Source organism: Thermopolyspora flexuosa, assembly GCF_006716785.1.
GTDB lineage: Bacteria > Actinomycetota > Actinomycetes > Streptosporangiales > Streptosporangiaceae > Thermopolyspora > Thermopolyspora flexuosa.
This window is the reverse complement of the sequence record NZ_VFPQ01000001.1, coordinates 4,357,041-4,382,849: the sequence shown is the minus strand read 5'-3', so window position 1 is coordinate 4,382,849 and position 25,809 is coordinate 4,357,041. Positions and strand designations below refer to the sequence as shown.

The 25,809-nt window shown below is 72.9% G+C and carries 17 protein-coding genes; 5 read left to right on the top strand and 12 right to left on the bottom strand.

Features of this window, described 5'->3' with window-relative positions; translation table 11 throughout:
* The first annotated feature begins 3 nt into the window (after positions 1-3).
* The 4 genes from FHX40_RS25885 (at position 4) to FHX40_RS18570 (ending at position 6,958) form a co-directional block, all read left to right on the top strand.
* Positions 4-1,179, top strand: coding sequence for a CDP-alcohol phosphatidyltransferase family protein (locus FHX40_RS25885; protein WP_229789170.1), 1,176 nt, complete (start codon positions 4-6; stop codon positions 1,177-1,179).
* Positions 1,172-2,194 (top strand): sulfotransferase family protein, encoded by a 1,023-nt coding sequence (locus FHX40_RS18580; protein ID WP_142260804.1) that lies wholly within the window; start codon positions 1,172-1,174, stop codon positions 2,192-2,194. Before FHX40_RS25885 ends, FHX40_RS18580 begins: the two co-directional genes overlap by 8 nt.
* 2 nt (positions 2,195-2,196) lie before the next feature.
* A complete protein-coding gene (locus FHX40_RS18575) occupies positions 2,197-3,210 on the top strand; it encodes a sulfotransferase family protein (RefSeq protein WP_306465724.1) in 1,014 nt (337 codons plus the stop codon).
* A 190-nt stretch (positions 3,211-3,400) separates the two neighbouring features.
* On the top strand, positions 3,401-6,958 hold the full coding sequence (locus tag FHX40_RS18570; protein WP_142260803.1) for an indolepyruvate ferredoxin oxidoreductase family protein: 3,558 nt from the start codon (positions 3,401-3,403) through the stop codon (positions 6,956-6,958).
* 10 nt (positions 6,959-6,968) lie between these two features.
* Here the strand turns inward: FHX40_RS18570 and FHX40_RS18565 are convergent, their stop codons facing one another.
* From FHX40_RS18565 to FHX40_RS18515, 11 genes are all read right to left on the bottom strand, one after another.
* A complete protein-coding gene (locus FHX40_RS18565) occupies positions 6,969-8,042 on the bottom strand; it encodes a glycosyltransferase (RefSeq protein WP_229789169.1) in 1,074 nt (357 codons plus the stop codon).
* On the bottom strand, positions 8,039-10,738 hold the full coding sequence (locus tag FHX40_RS18560; RefSeq protein ID WP_142261879.1) for a CDP-glycerol glycerophosphotransferase family protein: 2,700 nt from the start codon (positions 10,736-10,738) through the stop codon (positions 8,039-8,041). The genes FHX40_RS18565 and FHX40_RS18560 overlap by 4 nt, the downstream gene beginning before the upstream one ends.
* 340 nt (positions 10,739-11,078) lie before the next feature.
* Positions 11,079-11,870, bottom strand: coding sequence for an SRPBCC family protein (locus FHX40_RS18555; protein ID WP_142260802.1), 792 nt, complete (start codon positions 11,868-11,870; stop codon positions 11,079-11,081).
* A 147-nt stretch (positions 11,871-12,017) separates the two neighbouring features.
* Positions 12,018-13,343: an ABC transporter substrate-binding protein gene (locus tag FHX40_RS18550; RefSeq protein WP_142260801.1), complete on the bottom strand. Its 1,326-nt coding sequence runs from the start codon at positions 13,341-13,343 to the stop codon at positions 12,018-12,020.
* A gap of 168 nt (positions 13,344-13,511) precedes the next feature.
* Entirely contained in the window at positions 13,512-14,627 is a 1,116-nt protein-coding gene (locus tag FHX40_RS18545; RefSeq protein WP_142260800.1) for a branched-chain amino acid ABC transporter permease, read from the bottom strand.
* On the bottom strand, positions 14,624-15,550 hold the full coding sequence (locus FHX40_RS18540; RefSeq protein WP_142260799.1) for a branched-chain amino acid ABC transporter permease: 927 nt from the start codon (positions 15,548-15,550) through the stop codon (positions 14,624-14,626). The genes FHX40_RS18545 and FHX40_RS18540 overlap by 4 nt, the downstream gene beginning before the upstream one ends.
* A 65-nt stretch (positions 15,551-15,615) precedes the next feature.
* The gene (locus tag FHX40_RS18535; RefSeq protein ID WP_142260798.1) at positions 15,616-16,332 is read right to left on the bottom strand and encodes an ABC transporter ATP-binding protein; all 717 of its coding nucleotides are present in this window, start codon (positions 16,330-16,332) and stop codon (positions 15,616-15,618) included.
* The gene (locus FHX40_RS18530; RefSeq protein ID WP_142260797.1) at positions 16,329-17,102 is read right to left on the bottom strand and encodes an ABC transporter ATP-binding protein; all 774 of its coding nucleotides are present in this window, start codon (positions 17,100-17,102) and stop codon (positions 16,329-16,331) included. The genes FHX40_RS18535 and FHX40_RS18530 overlap by 4 nt, the downstream gene beginning before the upstream one ends.
* Positions 17,095-18,183 carry an amidohydrolase family protein gene (locus FHX40_RS18525; protein ID WP_142260796.1) on the bottom strand — a complete coding sequence of 363 codons (1,089 nt, stop codon included), beginning with the start codon at positions 18,181-18,183 and terminating at the stop codon, positions 17,095-17,097. Before FHX40_RS18525 ends, FHX40_RS18530 begins: the two co-directional genes overlap by 8 nt.
* The gene (locus FHX40_RS18520; protein ID WP_142260795.1) at positions 18,183-18,890 is read right to left on the bottom strand and encodes a nuclear transport factor 2 family protein; all 708 of its coding nucleotides are present in this window, start codon (positions 18,888-18,890) and stop codon (positions 18,183-18,185) included. Before FHX40_RS18520 ends, FHX40_RS18525 begins: the two co-directional genes overlap by 1 nt.
* A gap of 65 nt (positions 18,891-18,955) precedes the next feature.
* The gene (locus FHX40_RS18515) at positions 18,956-20,401 is read right to left on the bottom strand and encodes a carotenoid oxygenase family protein (protein WP_142260794.1); all 1,446 of its coding nucleotides are present in this window, start codon (positions 20,399-20,401) and stop codon (positions 18,956-18,958) included.
* A gap of 143 nt (positions 20,402-20,544) precedes the next feature.
* Here FHX40_RS18515 and FHX40_RS18510 point away from each other — a divergent pair, with 143 nt between their 5' ends.
* Complete coding sequence (locus FHX40_RS18510; RefSeq protein WP_142260793.1) at positions 20,545-21,327, top strand: IclR family transcriptional regulator; 783 nt, start codon at positions 20,545-20,547, stop codon at positions 21,325-21,327.
* 521 nt (positions 21,328-21,848) lie between these two features.
* Here FHX40_RS18510 and rpoB read toward each other — a convergent pair.
* On the bottom strand, positions 21,849-25,325 hold the full coding sequence (rpoB, locus tag FHX40_RS18505; RefSeq protein WP_142260792.1) for a DNA-directed RNA polymerase subunit beta: 3,477 nt from the start codon (positions 25,323-25,325) through the stop codon (positions 21,849-21,851).
* Positions 25,326-25,809: the final 484 nt, after the last annotated feature.

Sequence of the window (25,809 nt, the reverse complement as noted above, 5' to 3'; positions counted from 1 at the left end):
TTCATGGCGGCCTTCACGATCGACGATGTCAAGGCGGTACGTAAACCGCGGGACTCCTGGTGGACGGTGTTCCTGGTGGATCCCGTGGCGTGCCGGCTCACCCTGCTCCTCGCCAACCACACGACGATCACCCCCAACGGGGTGACCCGGCTGTCCATCCTCCTCGGCCTCGCCTCGGCCGCCTGCTTCGGCGCCGGATGGCTCGCCGCCGGGGCGGCGCTGTTCTACCTGAGCTTCTTGGTGGACTGCGTGGACGGCAAGCTCGCCCGGCTCAAGGGGAACGGCACCCCGTTCGGGCTGTGGCTCGACTACGTGGGCGACCGGCTGCGGGTGGCCTGCTGCGCCGCGGGCCTCGGCTACGGGCAGTACGCCGCGACGGGGGAGGCGGCGTACCTGCTCATGGGCGGCGCGGTGATCGTGCTCGACCTGTTCCGGTACATCAACGGGCCGCAGCTCAAGCGGGTGCGCGAGGCCAGCCGCCAGCAGGCCCGCGCCGCGGCGGAGGCCCGCTGGTCGGCCGAGTGCGTGTTCGTCGAGGACATCCTCAGCCGCGCCCCGCAGACCGGGGTGCGCGACCTGCTCGCGGGCGGCACGCTGCCGTCCGGCCTCGTGCCGCGGCCGACGCGGCCGGGGGACGGCGGGCCGGGCGACCGATCGGACGGGACGCGCGATCCGCGCGGCGACCGGGCCACGGGGGCGGGCCCGGAACGCGCGGACGCCGAGCCCGCGGAGTGCGGCGAGCCGGCCGGTTCGGTCACCGTCCGCCGGATCCGCCCGGGGGCGACGCCACCCGACGGGCGGCCGCTCATCGACCTGTACGCCCGGTTCCGCGCCCGGTTCCCCTGGTACGACCGGGTCCGGCGGGCCCTCGCCCGGCACCGGGTGCGCACCCACGTGGTGAGCGGCATCGAGTACCACGCGCTGGTGTTCGTGATCGCGCCGCTCATCGGCCCGGCCGCGCTGCTGCCCGCCGTGGTCGCGGGCAGCCTGCTGCTCCTGCTGTTCGAGGCGGTGCTCGTCTACCGCATGTGGCTCGTCTCCCGGGAGCTCGCCAACGTCACCGCCGCGCCGTACCCCACCCATGTGATCACCGGCCTGCCGTCCGGCGAGGGGCCGGACGCCGGGGCACGGACCGCGCAGCGCCGCGTGGCCGACCACAGGGAGGGCGTCTGTGCCTGAGCACGCATCCGACCGGCCGATCTTCATCGTGGGCTGCCCGCGCTCGGGCACCACGCTGCTCCAGCTCATGCTGCACGCCCACCCGCGCATCGCGATCCCGCCGGAGACCCGCATCCTCGTGCACGCCTACAACCGGCGGCTGCGGTTCGGCGACCTGTCCCAGCGGCGCAACCGCGAGGCCCTCGCCGAGTGGATCGTCAGCCGGCCGCGGCGGCAGTTCGGCGACCTCGGCATCGACGCCGCCACGTTCGTCGAGCGGGCGGGCGACGGGCCGGGCACGATCGGCTCGGTCGTCGCGACGGTCTACCGCATGTACGCCGAGCGGCACGGCAAGCCGCGCTGGGGCGACAAGCGTCCGCCGTACATCCGGCACATCGACGCGATCGTGCGGATGTTCCCGGACGCCCAGTTCATCCACCTGATCCGGGACCCGCGGGACTGCGTGGCCTCGCTGAAGGAGATGCCGTGGTTCCGCGGCACCACCGCCGAGGCGGTGCACCGCTGGGCGGAGGCGATCGACCTCGGCCGCCGGGCGGCGCGCCGGCTGCCCGCCGACGCCTACACCGAGGTCCGGTACGAGGACCTCACCGCCGACCCGCGCGGCACGCTCACCGAGCTGTGCGCCTTCCTCGGCGAGGAGTTCGACGAGGCGATGCTCGAGCCGAGCCAGGTCGCCGACGTCGTGCCGGGCCACAAGCACTGGCACCGCAACGTGCGCCGGGAGGTGATGACCGGGCGCGCCGGGAGCTGGACCCGCCGGCTGGAGCCGTGGGAGGCCGGGCTGTGCGAGGCGGTGCTGGGGGAGCGCATGGCCGCGTACGGCTACGCGCCGAGCGGCGCGCCCCGGCCGAACCGGGCGCTGCGCCGCGAGTACCGCAAGGTGGCCGGGCGGGCCCGGCGGCGGCTGCGGTACGACGCGATCCGCGACCGGCTGATCCGGCTGCGGGAGCCGAACCCGGTCGCGTCGCTGCTCACCACGGGGAACCGCGAGCCAGAACTCATACGGGGGAATTGATCGTGTTCGAATCCGACCGGCCGATCTTCATCATCGGGTGTCCGCGTTCCGGGACCACGCTGCTGCAGCTCATGCTGCACTCCCACCCGCGGATCGCGGTGCCGCCGGAGACCCGGTTCGTCATCCCGGCGTACTTCCACCGCAAGGTGTACGGGGACATGCGGGAGCCGGAGAACCGGCGGCGGCTCGCCGAGTGGATCGCGACCGGCAAGGGGACGAAGTTCCACGAGCTCGGCCTCGACCCGCAGGAGTTCGTCGAGGAGGCGGTGCACGCGCCGGGCAGCCTCGGCTCGGTGATCGGCACCGCGTTCGCCGCCTACGCGCGGCGGTTCGGCAAGCCGCGCTGGGGGGACAAGCGGCCGAGCTACTTCCAGCACGTCGGCACGCTCCGGCGCATGTTCCCGGACGCCCAGTTCATCCACCTCATCCGGGACGGGCGGGACTGCGTGGCCTCGCTCAAGGAGATGCCGTGGTACCGCGGCAACGTCTACACCGCGGTGGCGAACTGGGCGGAGGCGATCGACTTCGGCCGCAGGCACGCGGCCGAGCTGCCCAAGGACTCCTACTTCGAGCTGCGCTACGAGGACCTCACCGCCGACCCGGAGGGCGCGCTGCGCGCGCTGTGCACCTTCCTCGGCGAGGAGTACGACCCGGCGATGCGCGACCCGCGCGAGGTGGCGAGCATCGCGGTGCCGCCGCACAAGGTGTGGCACCGCAACACCCACCGCGAGGTGACCCGCTCCCGGGTGGGCAGCTGGGCGAACCGGCTCGAGCCGTGGGAGATCTCGCTGTGCGAGACGGTGCTCGGCGAGCGGCTGACCGCCCTCGGCTACGAGCTGTCCGGCGCGCCGCGCGCCTCCCGCGAGCACCTGTCCGCCTACCGCTCGGCCGCGGCGCGGCGCCGCCGCGTCCGCTGGAAGCGGCAGGCCCGGGACCGGATCAGCCGGCTGCGCGAGCCGGGCCCGGTGGCCGCCATGCTCACCCGCTACCAGCGGCTGCACTGCGTGGCGGTCTGACCTGCCGCTTTCCGCTCCGTTCCGCCCTCCCGGCCCGCCGATGACCCGGTTCCGCCGGGCGTACGGCTCCCCGCCCACGTTGGCGCTGTCGCGCACGTTTTGCGGGCGAAGTCTGTGACGCATCTATAAAGCCGATCTCTGCCGTGTTTTGGGAGGCTTTTCGGCGGAACCTTGGGCGAAGGAGCGGGCCATGAGTGACAAGGAAGCGCGGCCGAGCCTGGCCGACCGCTACCTCCTGGAAGCCGGAACGGTCCACCTCACCGGGATTCAGGCACTGGCCAGACTCCCCATCGACGCCCGGCGCGCCGACCGGCGGGCCGGGCGTCGCACCGCCGCCTTCGTCTCCGGGTACGAGGGCTCCCCGCTCGGCGGCTACGACCTGGAGCTGGAGCGGCAGCGCGCCCTGCTCGACGAGTACGACGTCGTCTTCCGCCCCGGCGTCAACGAGGAGCTCGCCGCCACCGCGGTGCAGGGCACCCAGCTCGCGCCCACCTACCCCGACCGCCGGGTCGACGGGGTGATCGGCTTCTGGTACGGCAAGGCGCCGGGGCTCGACCGCGCCACCGACGCCCTCCGGCACGCCAACCTCATGGGCACCCACCCGGACGGCGGGGCCGTGGCGTTCGTCGGCGACGACCCGGCGGCGAAGTCGTCGACCGTGCCGAGCGCGTCCGAGGCGCTGCTGGCGGACCTCGGCATGCCCGTGCTCTACCCCGCCGACCCGCAGGACGTGCTCGACCTCGGCCTGCACGCGGTGGCGCTGTCCCGGGCGAGCGGCCTGTGGGTCGCGATGAAGATCGCCACCAACGTGGCCGACGCCTCCGGCCGGGTCGAGGTGCACCCCGAGCGCGTGGTGCCCGTGCCGGTCCCCGGCGAGAACGGCGGCGAGCCGTACCGGCACCACCTGGAGATCCGCATGCTCGGGCCCGCGCTCGACGGCATGGAGCGCACCCGGGAGGGCGTGCGGCTGGACGTGGCCCGCCGGTACGTGGCGCTCAACGGGCTCAACCGCATCGTCGGCGGCGCGCCCGGCGACCGGATCGGCATCGTCGCGGCCGGGAAGACCTTCCTCGACCTGCGGCAGGCGCTGCGCACCCTCGGCCTCGACGACGCCGAGCTCGCCCGGCGCGGGGTACGGCTGCTGCGGCTCGCCGTACTCCACCCGATCGAGCCGGAGATCATCGCGCGGTTCGCGGCCGGGCTGCGCGAGATCATCGTGGTCGAGGAGAAGCGCCCGCTCATCGAGACCGCGATCAAGGACCTGCTGTACGGCCGGCCGGACGCCCCGGCGGTGCGCGGCAAGCGCAACCCGGACGGCACCGCGCTGTTTCCCGGCACCGGCGAGCTCGACGCCGACCTCATCGCGGGGCGGCTCGCGCCGGTGCTCGCCGGGCTGGGGGACTTCCCCTCGGTGCGGGCCTGGCTGGACGAGGGCGGCCGGGCGGGGCGGGTGCGGCGCAGGGTGAGCCTGCCGCTGCTGCCGCGCATGCCGTACTTCTGCTCGGGCTGCCCGCACAACTCCTCCACCACCAGGATTCCCGAGGGGTCGCTCGTCGGCGGCGGCATCGGCTGCCACGCGATGGTGCTGCTCATGGACCGGCGGCAGGTCGGCGAGGTGACCGGGCTCACCCAGATGGGCGGCGAGGGCGCGCACTGGATCGGCATGGCGCCGTTCGTGGAGCGCGGCCACCTGCTGCAGAACCTCGGCGACGGCACCTTCCACCACTCCGGCAGCCTCGCCATCCGGGCCGCGGTCGCGGCCGGGGTGAACGTCACCTTCAAGCTGCTGCACAACTCGGTGGTGGCGATGACCGGCGGCCAGCTGCCCGCCGGGGTGATGCCGCTGCCGGAGATCGTGCGCTCGCTGCTCGCCGAGGGCGTCAAGCGGATCATCATCACCACCGACGACGTGCGGCGGTACCGGCGCGCCGGGCTGCCCCGGGGGGTCGAGGTGTGGAGCCGGGACCGGCTGGTCGAGGCGCAGGAGACGCTCGCCAAGGTGCCCGGGGTGACCGTGCTCATCCACGACCAGGAGTGCGCCACCGAGCTGCGCCGCCGCCGCAAGCGCGGGCTCGCCCCGGAGCCCGCCGAGCACGTCATGATCAACGAGCGGGTGTGCGAGGGCTGCGGCGACTGCGGCGCCAAGTCGAACTGCCTGTCGGTGCAGCCGGTGGAGACCGAGTTCGGCCGCAAGACCCGCATCCACCAGCCGTCGTGCAACAAGGACTTCTCCTGCGTGGCCGGGGACTGCCCGGCGTTCCTCACCGTGGTCCCGGCGTCCGGCACGCGCGGCAGGCGCACGGTGCGGGAGTCGCCGCTGCTCAAGGACCTCAAGGAGCTGGCGGATCCGGCGCTGCTGCCGGCGCCGCCGCGGCTCACCCCGGCCGAGGAGCACACCACCCGGATCACCGGCGTCGGCGGCACCGGCGTGGTCACCGTCTCCCAGGTGCTCGGCGTGGCCGCCACGCTCGCGGGCCGGTACGTGCGCGCGCTCGACCAGACCGGGCTCGCGCAGAAGGGCGGCGCGGTCGTCTCCGACATCAAGATCGGCGACCGGCCGGTGGAGCAGTCGAACAAGGCCGCCGCGGGCGGCTGCGACCTCTACCTCGTCTGCGACCTGCTCGTCGGGGCGAGCCCGCGCAACCTCGAGGCGACCGACCCCGGCCGTACCATCGCGGTGGTGTCCACCACGAAGGTGCCCACCGGCCAGATGGTGGTCGACCCCGGGACGACGTTCCCCGACGTGGCGGAGATCACCGACGGCATCCGCAAGGCGACCCGCGGCGAGCACGCGGTGTTCCTCGACGCCCGGGAGCTCGCCGAGGCCGCGTTCGGCGACGACCAGTACGCGAACGTGCTGCTCCTCGGCGCCGCCTACCAGGTGGGCGCGCTGCCGCTGCCCGCCGAGGCGATCGAGGAGGCGCTGCGGCTGAACGGCGTGCGCGTGGAGGCGAACCTGCGCGCGTTCCGGCTCGGCCGGCTCGCGGTCGCCGACCCGGAGCGGATCGCCCCGCTCACCGCGGCCAAGGAGGAGCCGGTACGGCGGGCCGCGGCGGAGTGGCCCGCGGACGTGCCGCCGGTGGCGGCCGAGCCGGGCTCCGAGCTGGAGCGGCTGGTCCGCATCCGGGTGCCCGACCTCGTCGCCTACCAGGACGCGGCGTACGCCCGCCGGTACGCCGAGGTGGTGGAGCGGGTGCGCCGGGTCGAGGCCGAGCGCATGCCCGGGTCGACCGCGCTCGCCGAGGCGGTCGCCCGCAACCTCTACAAGCTCATGGCCTACAAGGACGAGTACGAGGTGGCCCGGCTGTCGCTCGACCCCGAGCTGGCGGCCACGGTGCGCGCCCGGTTCGGGGACGGCGCCCGCGTCCACTACCGGCTCCACCCGCCGACGCTGCGCGCGCTCGGCCTGCGCCGCAAGCTCAGCCTCGGCCGCTGGTTCCGCCCGGCCCTCGCCCTGCTGGTACGGCTGCGCCGGCTGCGCGGCACCCCGTTCGACCCGTTCGGCCGCGCCCACGTGCGCCGGGTGGAGCGGGAGCTGATCACCGAGTACCTGGGCGTGGTCGACGAGCTGCTCGCCGGGCTCACCCCGGGCACGCACGAGACCGCGGTGCGCATCGCCGAGCTGCCCGACCTGGTGCGCGGCTACGAGCAGGTCAAGCTCGACAACGTCGCCCGCTACCGGGCCCGGCTCGCCGAGCTCACCGCCGAGTTCGCGTCCCTGCGCGCCAAGGTGCGCTCCGGCGAGTAGCCACCGCCGGTCACAGGCGGAGCCGGGCGAACAGCTCCTCCCAGCGGTCGAGCACGTGCCCCGGCCGGTACGCGGCCACCCGGTCCCGGGCGGCGGCGCCGAGACGGCGGCGGGCCGCGAGGTCGGCCATGAGCGCGGTGAGCTCGGCGGTGAACGCGGCCAGGTCGCCGGGCGGCACGGTGCGCGCGGCGACCGCCCGCACCCCGCTCGACACGTCGAAGGCCACCGCGGGCACGCCGTACGACGCGGCCTCGGCCACGGCGAGCGGCAGCCCCTCGTGGTCGCTGGTGAGCGCGAGGATCGAGCCGTGGAGGTAGAGCAGCGGCATGCGCTCGGCGGGCACCCGGCCGTGGAAGGTCACCCGGTCGGCGACCCCCTCGGCGGCGGCGTGCTCCCGCAGCCGCGGCTCGTCCTCGCCCTCGCCGACCAGGTGCAGCTCCCACCGCTCCGGTACGGCCCGGCAGGCCGCGGCGAACGCGGAGATCAGCCGGTCGAAGCGCTTCACCCCGGCGAGCCGCCCGACGCCGAGCACCCGCGGCGCGGTGAGCGGCGAGGTGCGGGCGGGCCACACCGGCAGCGGGTTCGGCACGTCGGCGGCGTTCGGCAGCAGGCAGTCCTCGGTGAAGCGCCACGCGTCCTCCGGGCTGAGGAACACCGCCTGGTCGAGCTCCGGGTAGTGGCGGCGGATCGACCGCAGGTGCCAGGTGGACCGGGCGTGCTCGTACGAGCCGTGGTACTGCCCCACGGTGAACAGGTGGCGGGGGATCGCCTCGCGGGCCCAGGCCACCGTCCCGGGCGAGGTGAGGACCACGTACCCGGAGCGCAGCGCGCCGAGCAGCGCGGCGAGCCGCCGCCGGGACGGGCGGCCGAGCCGGCCCTGCAGCACGTGCCGGTGGTAGCCGGGCTCGGCCACATGCCGGAACGGGGCGGCGCTGCGGTGGATGCCGACCACGTGCACCTCGTGGCCGCGCACCGCGAGCCCCTGCGCGAGGGTGTGGGTGACCCGCTGCACGCCGCCGAGCGCCTCCGCGTCCCAGGCGACGAACACCACCGGATCCCGGCCGCCCGCCCGCACCGGCGTCACCTCCCCTCGCCGAAGAACGCGTCCACCACCCGGGCGGCCGCGTCCCCCTTCTCGTCCGCGCACCAGGTGCGGCGGAACTCCGCGTACCGGGCCGCGTAGGCCGCGCTCACCGCCTCCAGGTCGCGCAGCGCGTCGATCACCTCCTCGGTGGTGTACAGGCAGGGCCCCGGGGCGATCGCGGGCAGGTCGTGGTAGACGCCGCGCTCGGTCCGCCGGTACTCCTCCCAGTCGTCGATGAGGAAGAGCATCGGCTTGCCGGTCACCGCGTAGTCGCACATCACCGACGAGTAGTCGGTGAGCAGCGCGTCCGAGGCGAGGATGAGATCGTTGATCTCCGGGTGGCCGCCCGCCGGGCGGACGAAGTGCCGCACCTCCTGCGGCACCGTGTACCTCTCGGTCGGGTGGGGGCGCAGGATGAGCACCCACTCGCCGGCGAGCGCCTCGGCCATCATCCGCAGGTCGGCCCGCACCGACCGGCCCTTCCCCGCATCCCGGTAGGTCGGCGCGTACAGCAGCACCCGCACCCCGTCGGGGATCTCCAGCTCGGCCCGGACCCGCCGGGCGGTCTCGGCGTCGCCGCGCACGAGCACGTCGCAGCGCGGCGAGCCGTACCGGAGCACCGGGCCGGTGTAGCCGTTCGACGGCACGAACAGCCGCTCGAACTCCGCGCCGGGGGAGACGAGCGCGTCCCACCGGGCGACCGCGGCCCGCCACCGGCGGCGCGGCTCCTCGAAGTCGCCGCGCAGCTCGGGCGCGTCGAAGCCGATCGTCTTGATTCCCTGGCCGTGCCAGGTCTGCAGGTAGCGGGTGCCGCGCGGCTTGGGGAACGCGGGCGCAAGGTTGTGGCTGTCCACCCAGTACGCGGCGCGGGCGAGCGTCCACACGTACCGCCAGCTCCACCGCCGTACCAGCGTCACGCCGTCGGGGAAGCCGCGCCGCCCGCGCGAGGTCGACCACACTGCGCGCAGCGGCAGCCCGCGCCGCCGGATCTCCTCGTGGATGTAGCGGGGGTTGCCGGTGTAGCCCCGGCCGCAGTCGGCCTCGAACAGCACCAGGTCCCGGCGGCGCGGCACCACGTGGATCAGCACCTTGTAGGCGGCGAGCTTCACCTCGCCCGACCCCAGCCGGCGCACCAGCGCCGCTGTCACCCGCCGCCGCAGCCGGTGCATCCGGTGCGGCCGGCCCGCGTACCGCCAGTCGAGCCGCAGCACCCCGGCGTGCCCCTCGGGCCGCACGGTCACCTCGTGGCTGGCTGCGTGCAGCACGGCCGGGTCGGCGGCGGGCGGCAGCAGCAGCACGTCGCGGGTGGCGTGCCCGTCCGCGCGCCGGGTGACGACGACCCGCGGCACGCAGTGCCCGGTGAAGCCGTGGCGGGGGAGCGGCACCTCGGCGAGGTCGAGCTCGACCCGGGACAGGTAGCCGCCGTCCGGGTGCCGCTCGGGCGCGAGCGGCACGCGCAGCCCGCGCACCCGGAGGTGCACGTCGAACCGCTCCCCGACGCCGTCGCCGAGCACCCCGAACGGGTCGTACGTGCGCACCACGAGGCCGAGCCGCCCGCCCGCGGCGGTCACCCGCTCGATCTCGTGCCGCAGCCGCGCGGCCGAGAACGGCAACTCGGCCATGCGGCAGGCGGTGATGTCCCGGCCCGGCTCCGGCACGGTGCCCCAGTAGGTCCGCCCGCCCACGCGTACCGCGTGCCGCGGCGGCACCCGCGGGCCGGTGAGCGAGCGCGCCGCCTCCCGCAGCTCCTCCGGCGTGCCGGTCGCGACGAGGTGGCAGCACACCCGGATCAGCGGGTCGATCCCCTCGTACGCCTCGGGCCTGATCTCCGCCAGGTAGGGCCGTACGATCCGCTGCAGGCCCTCGATCCAGGACACGGGCGCCACCGGCACCGCCTCGTTGAGGTAGACCCGCAGGTCCTGGCGGAGGAACCGGCGCTGCCGGGCGGCGAGCAGGTCCGCGAACCCCGCCGCCACCAGGTGCCGGTCGCACAGCCGCGCCATGCGCACCCGGTCGGCGAGGTTGCCGAGGTCGCGCACGCCCCGCGAGATCGACACCCGGTACGGCCCGCCCTCGGGGGCCCGGTGCCACAGGTAGACCACCCACGGCACCACGGCGAACCGGCGGGCGGCGCACAGCAGCCGGGTCGACCACAGGTGGTCCTCGTACCGCAGGTCCTCCCGGAACCACAGCCCCTCCCGGCGCAGGAACGCGGCCCGGTAGAGCTTGTTGGTGGAGAAGCAGTCGAGGAACATCTCCGGGTCCTCGCGCACCCCGTGCACCACCCGCCGCCGGTACAGCTCGGGGTAGTAGCGCCGGGTCCGGCCGTTCTCCTCGTAGAGCCGGGCGAGCTGCCCGGTGACGAAGTCGGCGCCGGTGCGCTCGATCTCGGCGAGCAGGCTCTTGCAGGCGTGCCGGGGCAGCTCGTCGTCGCTGTCGAGGAACATCACGTACGGCGCGCGGATCCGGCTGAGGCCGTCGTTGCGCGGCGCGCCGCAGCCCCCGCTGTTCGCCCGCCGCCGCACGTAGCGCACCCGCGGGTCGTCGATCGCGGCGATCGCGTCGGCGGTGCCGTCGGTGCTGGCGTCGTCGACGACGATCACCTCGAGCGCGCGCAGCGTCTGCGCGAGCACCGACCGGACGGCCCGGACCAGCCGTTCCGCGTCGTTGTAGGAGATCACGATGACGCTGACCAGCGGATCGTCCGGGCCGGCGTCGGCGGCGGGGCGGGCCGGGACCGGGACGACCCCGGTCGCCGGCCGTACGCCGGACGCCGCGCCGTCGGCGCGCTCGGGGGCACCGGGGACCGGGCGGTGCGGCGGGTCCGTCCGCCGGGGGGTGGGCGGGGCCGTGACGGGCCCCGCGGCGTCGGGCGGCCATGCCCGCGGACGGGACCGATGTGGCGAAGCGGGCCGGGTGGACCTGGCAACGCGGTGTTCCACGCCCGCTTCGTGCCCCACGGGCGGGGCGTTTTGTCCGTTATTTGCTACTTCTGACCGGTGGTCATCCAGACCTTTGCCGGGTACGGCGACGCGGTCAGCGCTTGGCGATCTTCCTGATCAGCCAGATGACCAGGCCGATCGCGGCGAGCGCGCCCACGGCCGGCAGCACCCGCTTGAGCACCGGCATGCCCGCGACCTCGAGCAGGTCGAGCGCCTCCTCCTCCGCGGTGCGCGAGGACCGCGTCGGTACGGCGGGCCGGCTCGGCTCGGCCTTGGCGGCGGGCTCCTGGGCGGCCTCGGCGGCGGGCTTGGCGGCCTCCGCGGCGGGAGCCTCCCCGGCGGCGGGCGCCTCAGCGGCGGCGGGCTCGGCCGGGGCCGCGGCGGGGGTGGCGGCCGCGGTCTCCGCGGCGGGCTGCGTGGCGGTGGCCGCCTCGGTGTCGCCGCGCAGCAGCTCGGCGAGGTTCTCCGCGAACCGGTCGATCAGCTTGGCGCCGACCTCGTTCATCACGCCGCGCCCGAACTGCGCCGGCCGCCCGGTGACGTTGAACGAGGTCTCCACGGTCACCCTGGTCCTGCCGCCGTCGTCGTGGAGCCGGGCGTTCACGGTGGCGTTCGCGGTGCCCGAGCCCCGCGTCTCCCGTCCCGCGGCCTTGAGGACGACCCGGTGGGCGTCCTTGTCGACCTCCTCGAAGCTCGCCTTGCCGCTGTAGGCCACGGTGATCGGGCCGACCTTGACCTTCATCTTCCCGGTGAAGGTGTTGCCCTCGACCCCGTCGATGGACGCGCCCGGCAAACAGGGTGCAATCCGCTCCACGTCCAGCAGCACCGGCCAGGCCTGTTCGACCGGGACCGGAACCGTGAACTCGTGCTCAAACCGCATCGCCATGGAAAAACTCCTGTTCTGCCGTATGGGTCCCCACCTGCGACCTTAATGACCTGCCCGCGGCGAACCGCCACCACCCCTCGCCGGGGGAAAACGTGGCGTGCCGTACCGGTGGGGACCCTCGCGGAGCCGGGCGCGTCCGGCCGGCGGCTACTCGGCGCGGTAGGTGTAGACGACCCCGGTCGGCTTCCAGTCGCCGGTCGCCGCGTCGTAGGTCTGCACCGTCACGTCGTTGATGATGTACGGGTCCTTCGGGCCGTTCATGCTCTGCTTCGGCTGGAGGAACGTGGTGCGCTCCACCTGCGCGTTCCACGCGGCGTTCATCAGGTTGACCCGGGTGAGCCCGCCCTCCATGCGCGCGGCGGCCCGCAGGTTGTGCACGAGCAGGTTGCCCGCCTCGTACCCGTTGAGGGTCATGGTCACGGTCGGGTCGGCCTTCGGCTGGTACTTCGCCAGGTCGTCGAAGTACCGCCGCATGCCGGGGTCGGTGCGGGCGCTCGGCGTGCTCGGGTCCTTCTGGAAGAAGAGCGCGGCGACCCCGTCGGCGGCCTTGCCGAGCGGCTGCATGAACTGCTTGGCGCCGTTGCACGCCGAGGTGAGCACCACGCTGCCCGTGAACCCGGCCTTGGCGAGACTCTGCAGCAGGGAGACGCACATCGGGCCCTGCACCTCGGCCATCACCGCGTCCGCGCCGGAGGCGGTGAGCTTGGCGGCCGGGGCGTCGAGGTTGGTCTCGGTCGGCGCGATGTGCTGCACCTCGAGCAGCCGCAGGCCGCGCCGCTGCGCCGCGCCCGGGAACACCTGGGCCCAGTCCTCGCCGAGCGTGACCTGCTGGCGGAACTCCATCACCGCGCCCTGCGGGTGCACCTTGGCGAGGTACTCGGCGGCGGCCTCCGCCTCGGTGACCGCGGGCGGGATGGTCACCGTCGTCCACGCGTGCCGCTCCGGGTCGGCCGCCTCCTTGTGCTGGGAGATCGTGCCGAGCTGGGGCACGCAGGCCGCCTCGTAGATCGGCCGGGTCGCGATGATCGAGGCGTTGCTGATCTGCAGCAGGGTGGCGAACACCTTGTCCTGGCCGGTGAACGCCTGCGCGTTCGCGGTGGCCCGGGCCGGGTCGTAGGCGTCGTCCTTCACCACGAGCTCGATCGGGTGCCCGTCGATGCCGCCTTCGTCGTTCGCCGCGGCGAACACCGCGCGCAGGCCGTCGATGTTCGGGGCCCCGACCGCGGCGAGCGGCCCGCTCAGCGCCATGCTCACCCCGACCTTGATCGGCGCGCCGTCGGGGAGCGGCTCGGAGGCGTCCGGCGGGCAGCCGTCCGCGTTCACCCGGAACACGCCGTCCGCGCCCATCGTGCCGCCGCGCGGCGCGGCGCCGCCGGCCGTGTCGCCCCCGGCCCGGCTGTCGCCGCACCCGGCGAGCGCCAGCGAGAGGCAGGTGGCGAGCGAGAGTGCCGTGATCAGCTTTTTCGCGGTCATACGACCTCCTGTTCGTGCCGGACCCGCGGCGGGCCCGCAGGAAGGAGAGGGGAGGGGAGGACCGAGGAGAGGAGAGGGAGACGGAGACAGGAGGAGAAGGAACGGAGAGGTGAGGCGGAGAGGGAGAGGAGACGGAAGAGGAGAGAACGGAAAGAACGGCGGAGAGGATCAGCGCGGCGCGGGCTGCCCGGCGCCGGCCGTCCGGCCGACCGCCGGCCTGCCGTGGGCCGGGCGGGCGTGCACCCCGGGCGGCACGAAGCGGAGCAGCCGTTCCCGCTGCGCGGTGACGAGCGGCATCACCCCCTGGGGCAGGAAGAAGATGCACAGGACGAGCACGACGCCGTAGATCACGGTGGCGAGCAGCCCGGGCTGCGGCAGGTCCGCGAGCACCGGCACCCGCAGCGCCAGCTCCGAGGTGAGGAACGGCAGGAAGACCATGACGAACCCGCCGACGAGCGCCCCGGCCACCCGGGCCGCCCCGCCGATGATCATCGCGGTGATGAAGAGCAGGCTGAGCGGGAACCCGACGCTGTCCGGGCTGACGATCGGCACCATCAGCATGAACAGCGAGCCGCCGATCCCGGCGAGCATCGTGCTGAACGCGAACGCGCCCACCTTCACCTGTGCGAGGTGGATCCCGGCCGCCGCGGCCGCGGTCGGGTTGTCGCGCAGCGCGGTCATCGCCCGGCCGACCCGGCCGCGTACCAGCATGCCGGTGAGCGCGAAGACCACCGCGCACACCGCGCCGACGAGTACGAACCGGAACCCGACCGGCGTCACGTCGAGCAGGAACCACGACGGCTTGCCCCAGTCGAGGGCCACCGGCTTGCCGCTCGACCCGCCGGTGCCGAGCTCCTGCGCGAACGGCTGCACCACGACCAGCGGGAACGCGGTCGCCGCGGTGATCGTCACGATCGCGAGGTAGAGCCCGGAGAGCCGCAGCGCGGGCAGTCCGATCACCACGCCGAAGACGATCCCGATCCCGGCGGACGCGGCCAGGGCGACCGGGAACGGCACGCCGTGGTCGGAGACGAGGATCGCGGTGGTGTAGGCGCCGATGCCGAACATCGCGCCGTGCCCCAGCGAGATCTGCCCGCTGATCCCGGTCACCAGGGTGAGCCCGAGCAGCGCCACCGCGTACGCCAGGGCCTGGCCGAGCAGGGTCACCTGGTAGTCCTCGAGCAGCACCGGCGCGAGCAGCAGGAACAGGGCCGCGGCCGCCGCGCCGGCCGCCTGGTAGGCGCGGTGCACCGCGCCGCCGCGTGCCACGACCAGCGACCTCATACCCGCTCCAGCCGCGTCCGTCCGAACAGGCCCTGGGGGCGGAGCAGCAGCACCGCGAGCACGAGCACCAGGGCGATGACCAGCCCCATGTCCCCGGAGACGAACCGCAGCAGACCGGGGAGGAGGTTGACGACGAGGCCGAGGGCGAGCCCGCCCACGACCGCGCCGGTGAGGCTCTCCAGCCCGCCCACCGTGGCGGCGGTGAGCCCGAACACGAGCAGCGGCGTCATCATCGTGTAGTCGAGCGTGCCGTTGCGCAGCCCGAGCAGCACCGCCGCGAGCGTGGCGATCACCGTCGAGAGCGCCCAGCCGAGCGCCCCCATGCGCGGCAGCGGGATGCCGGCGAGCGCGGCCGACTCGCGGTTCGCCGCGACAGCCCGGTAGGCGAGCCCGAACCGGGTGCCGCGCAGGAAGGCCGCGAGCGCCCCGACCACGATCGCGAGCACCGCGAACGAGGCGAGGTCGCCGTACGTGAGGTACGCCTGGGGCGGGCCCTGCAGCAGCACGATCTGCGCGTCCGGGCCGGTCGGCACGAGCCGCGGCGCGGGGACCGGCTGGGTGCCCCAGACCAGGCCCACCGCCGCGTTCACCACCAGGTAGATCGCGAGGGTGAGCAGCACGACCGGGAACACGCCCTTGGTCTCCACGTGCCGGACCAGGCCGCGGTGCACGGCCGCGCCGAGCACGGCCGCCCCGGCGAGCACGAGCGGCAGTGCGAGGTGCGCCCCGGCCCCGGCCGCGACCAGGCTGCCCAGCGTGAACACGCCGAGCGAGCCCAGCTCGCCCGCGGCGAGGTTGAGGTGCGAGGTGCTCGCCCACGCGATGGCGAACGAGACGGCGAACAGCGCGTACACCGATCCGATCGACAGCCCGCTGAGCACGAGCTGCAGCAGGTACGCCGGATTGGTGATCGTGTCGTACATGTCTTCCTCCTCACGCGCGGAGGACACGGAGTCCGCGGCGGGCGCGGACGGGACGAGGGCGGCGGTCAGAGCCCGAGATAGGTACGGCGGATCGCGTCGTCGGCGCGCAGCCGTTCCGCCGGGCCGGACCGCTCGATGTGCCCGGCGGCGATGACGTAGGCGCGGCGGGCGAGGCCGAGCGCGAGCTCGGCGTTCTGCTCGACGAGCAGCAGCGCCGTGCCGTCCCGCTCGTTGATCTCGCGCAGCCGCTGGAACAGGCCCTCGGTGATCATGCGGGCGAGGCCGAGCGACGGCTCGTCGAGCAGCAGCAGCCGGGGCCGGGACATCAGGGCCCGGGCGATGGCGAGCATCTGCTGCTCGCCGCCGCTCATCTGCCCGGCCGGCTGGTCGCGGCGCTCGCCGAGCCGGGGGAACACCTCGTACCAGCGCCGGATGTCCCGGGCGACGCCCGCCGGGTCGCGCCGGGTGAACGCGCCGACGCGCAGGTTCTCCTCGACCGTGAGGTCGGCGAAGCAGCCGCGCCCCTGCGGCACGTGGCTCATGCCGCGGCGCACGATCCACTCCGGGCGGCGGCCGAGGATCGGGGTGCCGCCGAAGGTGATCCGCCCCTCGGCCCGGACCAGCCCGGACAGCGCGCGCAGCAGGGTGGTCTTGCCGGCGCCGTTCGCGCCGAGCAGCACCACCGCCTCGCCCTCGCCGACCTCCAGGCTCACCCCGTGCAGCGCCTGGAACCGGCCGTAGTAGGCGTTCACCGACTCCATGCGCAGCAGCGGCGCGGTCATGCCGGGCTCCCCAGGTAGGCGGCGATCACCTCCGGGTCGCGCTGCACCTCGGCGGGCGGGCCCGCGGCGATCCGCCGGCCCGAGGCGAGCACCACCACCGTGTCGCTGATGCCCATGACGAGCCGCATGTGGTGCTCGACGAGGAGCACGGCGACGCCGAAGGTGTCGCGCAGCCGTACGATCAGCTCGCCCAGCTCGGCCACCTCGTCGTGGTTGAGGCCGCCCGCGGGCTCGTCGAGCAGCAGCAGCCGGGGCCGGAGCACGAGCGCCCGGGCGAGCTCGACCCGCTTCATCGTGCCGTACGGCAGGTCGGTGACCCGGTGCAGCGCGACGTCGGCGAGGCCGAGCAGGTCGAGCACGCCGAGCGCCTCGGCGGTGGCCCGCCGCTCCGACCGGGCGGTGTAGCCCGGCAGGAGCGACGTGAGCCAGTTGCCCCGGCAGGCCGGGTGGGCCCCCACCATGACGTTCTCGAGGACCGTCATGGTGGGGAAGAGCGCCAGGTTCTGGAACGTGCGCGCCACGCCCGCGGGACCGATGCGGTGGGGCGGCAGGCCGAGCAGGTCCCGCCCGGCGAACCTCACCCGTCCCGCGTCGGCCCGGTAGACGCCGCTCAGCACGTTGAGCAGCGTGGTCTTGCCCGCGCCGTTCGGGCCGATCAGGCCGCAGATCTCGCCCTCGCCGACGGTGAGGTCGACGCCGGCGAGCGCGGTGATGCCGCCGAACCGCACGTGCACGCCGCGCACGTCCAGCAGGGGCGCCCGATCAGCCATCCGCGGCCTCCGCCGTGCCCGTCAGGTCGAGCCGGAACACCTCGATCGCGTTCGTCTCGTAGAACCGGCGCAGCTCGGGCAGCGGGAGCGGGAGCGCGTCCTGGGCCCGCACCTCGTCCGGGACGTACTCGTAGGGGTAGTCCATCGCGTACATCACCCGGTCGGGGCCGAGCACCTCGCGGCAGAACATGATCGCCGGGGCCCAGGCCATGCCGCTCGTGGTGACCCAGACGTTCCGCCGCAGGTACTCGCTCACGGTGAGCTCGAGCCGCGGATTGCCCTGGTACCGGGCCGCCCGCTGCTGCGCGGCGTGCATGTAGTCGAGCCGGTAGAGCCAGAACGGCAACGCCTCGCCGAGGTGGCCGACGACGACCCGCAGGCCGGGGAACCGGTCGAACACCCCGCGCACGATCATGCGCAGCAGGTGCATGCCGGTCTCCACCCCGAACCCGAAGATCGCCCCGTCGAGCCCGGCCTCGAGCATCGGCCGGATCATGTCCCGCGGCGGGGTCTGCGGGTGCAGGTAGATCGGCACGTCGAGCGCCTCGGCGGCCTCGAGGATCGGGTAGAAGCGTTCCTCGTCGAGGTAGTGGCCGCGGATGTGCGAGTTGCACACCAGGCCCTTGAGGCCGAGCTCCTTCACGCCGCGCTCCAGCTCGGCGACCGCCGACGGCGCGTCCTCGAAGCCGACCGCGGCGAGCCCGGAGAACCGGTCCGGGTGGGCGCGGCACGCCTCGGCGATGCGCTCGTTGGCGAGCCGGGCGACGTCCCGCGCCCGGGCCGGGTCGAACACCTGGGTGCCGGGCGCGGTGAGCGCGAGGATCGCGTGGTCGACGCCGGCCGCGTCCATGTCGGCGAGCCGTTCCTCGCCCAGGTCGGCTAGCTTGCGCCGTACCGCGGCCGGCCGTTCGGCGTCGCTGCGCAGGTAGAAGCCCATGAGGCTGGCGAAGCCGGGGTCGATGTCGGGCTCGTCGAGCAGCTCGCGGTAGAGGTCGAGCATCTCGGCCGGCGCGTACGCCTCCTCGGTGGCGATGCGCAGGTAGCCGACCTCGCCGCCGGTGGTGAGCGGGGTCCCGGCCATCAGATCGCCTTCCCCGCCGCCGGGTCCCACTCGGCCCCGGTCACCGGGTGCGGGTAGTGGAACGGGATCGTGTCGGTGGCGGGGAACAGCGCGAAGTCCCCGACGATCTCGTCCGGCCCGAGCGGGTCGGCCGGGTAGGTCTCGGTGGCGATCACCGCGGTCGCCGGGTCGGTGTTCGACCAGCCCTTGCCGTACTCGCCGTGCCAGACCGGCCGGTACTCCAGGCGCTGGAACTTCCACACGCCGTTCTCGTTGACGTACCGGTTCTCGTAGATGCCGCCCTCCCACCACTGCTCGTACGTGACCTTGCCGGGGAAGGTGTCGCGGACGGACTTGTGCACGCCGGCCTGCATGATGCTGCGGAACCGGCCCCGGGCGGTCTTCAGGTCGGGGGAGACCGTGATCACGTCCTGGAGCTGCGGGTGGTCGAGCAGGAAGCCGACCATCGGCCCGTTGTGCCCGCGCACGAACCGCTGCCCGAACCGGCCGATGTACAGCCGCTCGATCCCGGCCCGGCCCTTGTACAGGCCGCCGCAGAAGTAGACCTCGCCGTCGTCGCTGAACAGCTCGGTCACCTCGCGGTAGTGGCACTTGTCGAGGTAGTAGCCGTAGGCGTGCTGGAGCCGGCGGATCGCCTGCTGGGCCTCGAGCACGGCCACACGGTGGGCGAGGTCGGCGACGGTGGCCCTGAGGTCGTCCTCGGTCATCGAAGATCCTTCCGATAGGGGCGGTGGGGAGGTCGTGGGGATCGGGGGAGCCGGTACGGCCCGGCTCAGTCGGTACGGCCGGCGAGCTCGGCGGCGGAGACCCAGTTGCCGTGCACGCCCATGCGGATGCGCATGGGGAGGGAGAGCGTGCACACCGGCTCGCCGTCGAGGCGCTGGGCGTCGAGCAGCACCAGGTCGCTGCGCATCTCCTTGCGGCGGGCCACCACGGTGAGCACGTAGCCGACGCCGGGCGGGGCGTCCGGCGCCGCCGGGACGAAGATCGCCTCGCCGAGGGTGCAGTGGTCGCCGGGGTAGTAGATCTGCTTGCGCCCGGTCTTCAGGTCGATGCCCATGAGCCAGCGGAACCCGCCGCCGGGGGCGTTGCGGCCGGGCACGTCGGTGAGGAGCATGATGCCCCAGTGGTACGGCAGCGTCTCCTGCCGGTCGTCCATGCGGGGGAACTCGCCGGGCAGGTCGCTCAGCCGGGTCTCGGTGAAGCCGTCGGACTCACCCTGGGTGTCGATCGTCCACCGGGACAGGTAGCCCTTCGACCGCTCCGGGTCGTACGGCGCGCCGGTGATGTCGGGGAACCAGGGGAAGTAGTTGGTCTGGCCGACCGGGGTGTCGATGTAGACGTACCGGCCGTCGTCGTAGGCGCCCATGATGTGGCTGGCGAACCGGTTCGAGCCGCGGTACCAGCGCAGGTCCTTGGCGGTGCCCTTGCGCGGCATCACGCCGAGGTAGACGTCCTCGTACGGGTCCCACTGGAAGTAGGACTGCCCCTTCTTGATCCACTCGATGTCGCTGCGCAGCGGGATGATCGGGAAGATCACGAAGTTCTGGGTGACCGCCCAGTCGTGCACCATGCTCGTGTACGGCGCCTCGAGCCAGGCCTCGTGGATGATCCGCCCGGACGGGTCGGCCTCGTAGTAGGCGATGTCCGGGGTGCCCGGGCCCTTCGCCTCGTAGCCGAAGAACACCATCTCGCCGGTGACCGGGTCGAACTTCGGGTGCGCGGTCGCGGTGCGCGAGGTGAGCGCGCCCTCGAAGTCGTACTCGCCGATCGTCTCCAGCGTGTCCGGGTCGATCAGGATCGGCGGCGAGTCCTCCTTCGACGCGTACAGCTTGCCGCCGTGGAAGAACACGTTGGTGTTCGCCAGGCCGCGGCTGATGCCGGCGACCGACGGGTCGTCGTCGAACGGGTTGCGGTAGGCGCCGAACAGCGCCCGCCCGGCCTTCTCCTCGGCGACGAAACGCGGGGTGCGCACGTAGCGGCTCTTGAAGTCGACCCGGCCCTTGTGGAACCGGAACGAGATGATCATGCCGTCGCTGTTGAACAGCTCGAGGTCGTTCTCCACGTACGACGGCCACTGCCGGTCGGAGACGCACCGGTAGTAGGTGCCGTCGAGGTGCTCGGGCACCTCGCCCTGGGTCACCTGGACTCCGCGGATGTCCGCCTCGACCCGCATGGGGGCGTCGAACGGATCCTTCGGCGGCGGGAACCAGACCATGACACCTCCTCGCCACCCGGGCAACAGCGGGTAGCCCCGTGTGTCCGGGACGTGAATTCGGACACACAGAGGTGATATACGTCACATTTCCGCCTGACAAGAAAGAGCTAGGGCTTTTCCCGCATGTGGAAAAAACTGACGCTATGAACTCGGCGGAGTACGCTCTGCAGACGGTTCTTCTCGTCGCGCAGCGTGGCTCGATCAGCGTCACCGAGCTCGCCCTCGCCCTCGACGTCGCGCCGTCCACCGCCCACCGCGTGCTGGCGAACTGCCGCAGGTCCGGGTTCGTCCGGCAGGACGTGCGCGGCGGGCCGTACGTCCCCGGGCCCGTGCTCCACGAGATCTCCCTGCTCGCCTCCCGCCCGGTACGGCTGCGCGACGCGGTCGACGAGGTGGTCCACGAGCTGCACGAGGAGACCGGCGAGACGATCGGCGTGATGATCCTGGAAGGCCGCAACGCCCGGACCGTGCAGAGCGTGGCCGGGGCCCCGCCCCGCGCCATCGGTCCCCGCCTCGGCCGGGTGTTCCCCGCCGACCTGGTCGCGGGCGGCAAGGCGATGCTCGCGGTCGAGCGCCCCGAGCGGCTGCTGCGCCGCTTCCCGGACCGGAAGCTCAGCGTCGCCGCGGACGGCACCCGCCGCTCGTGGCGGGACTTCGAGCGCGAGCTCCACATCATCCGGCACCGCGGCTGGGCCTACGCGATCGGCGACACCGACCCGCGGATCAGCGCGATCGCCGCGCCGCTGGTGCTGGCGAGCGGCGACCCGGTCGCGGCGATCACGGTGGTGATGCCGCGCGGCCGGCTCAGCACGCGCTCCGAGGTCGAGCAGATGGCCGGTCCGCTGCTGCAGGCCGCCGCCCGCGCCCAGTCCCGCCTCCGCGGCGGCGAGGCCCACCGCCTCTCCCCGGAATCCGCCTCGCGCTGACCAGAAACGGACATACGGCGAGGCGCCTGTGAAAGCCGGTGGAATCGCCCGGCTGGGCGGGCCGGAGGTGGCGAACGGTGTCGCCGCCACGCGCGGAGGCTCCACGCCTGCCTGATGTCCGGATGCCGCGGCAGGCGGCCTCGCGGGCCGGGCGTCGATTTCCTCCGCCCATCGTCCTGTCGCACGTTGCGTACGACCGGGAAAACCGCCGCCAGCTGGAGGCCGGCCGCCGGTGGAATATCGGGAGGAAAACGGCCGGCGGGCCGTCCGAAGGCGAATACCGCGACTGCCAGCCCGATTTACCGAAACGGCACGGGAAAACGAGCCGCCGTGGTCGGCGGCGCCGTTTGCCGTAACGGCGGAAACCGCCGCGACCTCACCGCGGTGCACCCGGCCACGGAAAACCGAACCGCGAAGAGGTCGCCTTTCCCCGCCGCCGCGCCGCCGGACGCCGGAAAGCGTTCGGCCCGCCGGCGCGGGGCCGGCGGGCCGATCGGTCGGTCCTACGGGACCGGGTCAGGTCAGGAGGACGACTCGTTCACCGCGCCCTCGTTGGGGCGGCGGGCCAGGTCGATGCCGAGCTCCTCGGCGGCGCGGAACACGTCCTCGCCGGACTCGCGCATCTCGATGGACATGCCGTCCTTGGAGAGCACCTCCACGTTGAGGCAGAGGGACTGCATCTCCTTCATGAGGACCTTGAAGGACTCGGGGATGCCCGGCTCGGGGATGTTCTCCCCCTTGACGAGCGCCTCGTAGACCTTCACCCGTCCCGGCACGTCGTCGGACTTGATGGTGAGCAGCTCCTGCAGGGCGTAGGCCGCGCCGTACGCCTCCAGGGCCCACACCTCCATCTCACCGAACCGCTGGCCGCCGAACTGCGCCTTACCGCCCAGCGGCTGCTGGGTGATCATGGAGTAGGGACCGGTGGACCGGGCGTGCATCTTGTCGTCCACCATGTGGAGGAGCTTGAGGATGTAGATGTAGCCGACGGCCACCGGGTGCTTGTACGGCTCGCCGGTGCGGCCGTCGTACAGCCGCGCCTTGCCGTTCACCCCGACCAGGCGGATGCCGTCCCGGTTCGGCAGGGTGTTGCCGAGCAGGCCGGTGATCTCGTCCTCGTGGGCGCCGTCGAAGACCGGCGTGGCGACGTGGGTCCAGGGCTCGGCGCGCTCGTGGCCCTTCTCCTTGAGCCGCTCGGCCCATGGTTCGTCGACGCCGGTGATGTCCCAGCCTTGTGACGCCACCCAGCCCAGGTGTGTCTCGAGCACCTGGCCGACGTTCATCCGGCCGGGGACGCCCAGCGGGTTGAGGATGATGTCCACCGGGGTGCCGTCCTCCAGGAACGGCATGTCCTCCACCGGCAGGATCTTCGCGATGACGCCCTTGTTGCCGTGGCGGCCGGCGAGCTTGTCGCCTTCGGTGATCTTCCGCTTCTGCGCGACGTACACGCGCACCAGCTCGTTCACACCCGGCGGCAGCTCGTCGCCGTCCTCACGGGAGAACACGCGCACGCCGATGACCTTGCCGGACTCGCCGTGCGGCACCTTCAGCGAGGTGTCGCGCACCTCGCGGGCCTTCTCACCGAAGATCGCCCGCAGCAGCCGCTCCTCCGGGGTCAGCTCGGTCTCACCCTTCGGGGTGACCTTGCCGACCAGGATGTCACCCGGCACCACCTCGGCGCCGATCCGGATGATGCCCCGCTCGTCGAGGTCGGCGAGGACCTCCTCCGAGACGTTGGGGATGTCCCGGGTGATCTCCTCCGGGCCGAGCTTGGTGTCGCGGGCGTCGACCTCGTGCTCCTCGATGTGGATAGAGGAGAGGATGTCCTCCTGCACGAGGCGCTGGGAGATGATGATGGCGTCCTCGTAGTTGTGGCCCTCCCAGGGCATGAACGCCACCAGCAGGTTCTTGCCGAGCGCCATCTCGCCGCGGTCGGTGCACGGGCCGTCGGCGATGACCTGGCCGGCCTCGACCCGGTCGCCCTCGTCGACGATCGGCTTCTGGTTGTAGCAGGTGCCCTGGTTCGAGCGCTTGAACTTGGCGACCCGGTAGGTGATGCGGGTGCCGTCGTCGTTGGCGACGGTGATGTAGTCGGCCGAGACCTCCTCCACCACGCCGGGCTTCTCGGCGATGATCACGTCGCCGGCGTCGGTGGCGGCGCGGTACTCCATGCCGGTGCCGACCAGCGGGGCCTCGCTGCGCAGCAGCGGCACGGCCTGGCGCTGCATGTTCGCGCCCATCAGGGCCCGGTTGGCGTCGTCGTGCTCGAGGAAGGGGATCATGGCGGTCGCCACCGACACCATCTGCCGCGGCGACACGTCCATGAAGTCCACGTCCTCGGGCCGCGCGAGCTCGGTCTCACCGCCCTTGGTCCGGACGAGGACGCGCTCCTCGGCGAACGTGCCGTCGGGGTTGAGCAGCGAGTTCGCCTGCGCCTTGACGTACCGGTCCTCCTCGTCCGCGGTGAGGTAGACGATCTCGTCGGTCACGCGGCCGTTGACGACCTTGCGGTACGGGGTCTCGATGAACCCGAAGGCGTTGATGCGGCCGTGGCAGGCGAGGTAGCCGATGAGGCCGATGTTCGGGCCCTCGGGGGTCTCGATCGGGCACATCCGCCCGTAGTGGGACGGGTGCACGTCACGGACCTCCATACCGGCCCGCTCCCGGGACAGACCACCCGGACCCAGCGCCGAGAGACGCCGCTTGTTGGTGAGGCCGGCCAGCGGGTTGGTCTGGTCCATGAAGGTGGACATCTGGGACGTGCCGAAGAACTCCTTCAGCGACGCCACCACCGGCCGGATGTTGATCAGCGTCTGCGGCGTGATCGCCTCGACGTCCTGGGTGGTCATGCGCTCCCGGACCACCCGCTCCATCCGGGCCAGGCCGAGCCGCATCTGGTTCTGGATGAGCTCGCCGACGGTACGGACGCGGCGGTTGCCGAAGTGGTCGATGTCGTCCACCTCGACCGGGACCTCGCCGTTGACGCCGGGCATCGAGGTCTCACCCGCGTGCAACCGCACCAGGTACTCGATGACCGCGACGATGTCCTCCTCGGTCAGCGTCCCCTGATTGATGTCAACATCCAGCCCAAGCTTCTTGTTGACCTTGTACCGCCCCACCTTGGCAAGGTCATACCGCTTGGGGTTGAAATACAGATTCTCCAGCAGAGCCTGCGCCGACTCCTTGGTCGGCGGCTCACCCGGACGCAGCTTGCGATAAATGTCCAGCAGCGCGTCCTCCTGGCCGGAGGTGTGATCCTTCTCCAGCGTCGCCCGCATCGTCTCATACCGGCCGAACCGCTCAAGGATCATGTCATTGGTCCAGCCCAGCGCCTTCAGCAGCACCGTCACCGGCTGCTTGCGCTTACGGTCGATGCGCACCCCGACGCTGTCCCGCTTGTCGATCTCGAACTCCAGCCAGGCCCCCCGCGACGGGATCACCCGGCAGTCGAACAGATCCTTGTCCGAGCCCTTGTCCACCGACCGGCCGAAATACACCCCCGGCGAGCGCACCAGCTGGGAGACCACGACCCGCTCGGTCCCGTTGATGATGAACGTCCCCTTCGGCGTCATGAGCGGGAAGTCGCCCATGAACACCGTCTGGGACTTGATCTCACCGGTGGTGTTGTTGATGAACTCCGCCGTCACGAACATCGGGGCGGAGTAGGTCATGTCCTTGTCTTTGCACTCTTCGATCGAGTACTTGGGCGGCTCGAACCGGTGGTCCCGGAACGACAGCGACATCGTCCCCGAGAAGTCCTCGATCGGGCTGATCTCCTCGAAGATCTCCTCGAGGCCGGACTGGGTCGGTACGTCCTTGCGCCCGAGCTTCTGAGCCGCCTCGACCCGGGCCTTCCACCTTTCGTTGCCCAGCAGCCAGTCGAACGACTCGGTCTGCAGCGCAAGAAGGTCGGGAACTTCGAGCGGCTCCTGGATCCGCGCGAACGACACGCGGCGAGGGCCAGTGATCACGGCGGAGGCGTTGCGCGAGGCTGCCAACAGATGTCCTTCCGAGGGCTCGCGGACTGACTACACGCACGCCAGACGACGCCAAGCCATCACAGGGACATGGGTCGATCAATGGACGGCGCGTAAAGGCAGCATAAGCCACCACGCAAGCGCCTGTCCACACGCTACATGTTCGTCAACCTCGACCCCACCTCACAATGACATGCCAACCAGCAGCCGTCAAGCCCGCAGGCCGCCCGGGTGCGCGCCCCCGGGCGTGACCGCAGGCTCGCGCGACGGCGCGCGGGCGGTCGCCGGTCGGCTCGTCGTGCGGTGGTCCGCGGTCGGTGTGTGATGGCCACGGCGTTGACCGGCGTGCCGGCGCGCATGGCCGCGGGCCTCCGGGCGTACCGCCCGCCGCGGGTCCGAGGCGAGAGGACCGGCCGCCGCGCGGGCGCCTCCTCGATCGCTCGGCCGCGGGGTCGCGGGACGCGGGCCGCGACGGCCACGTCGGCACCGGCCGATAGAGCGCCGA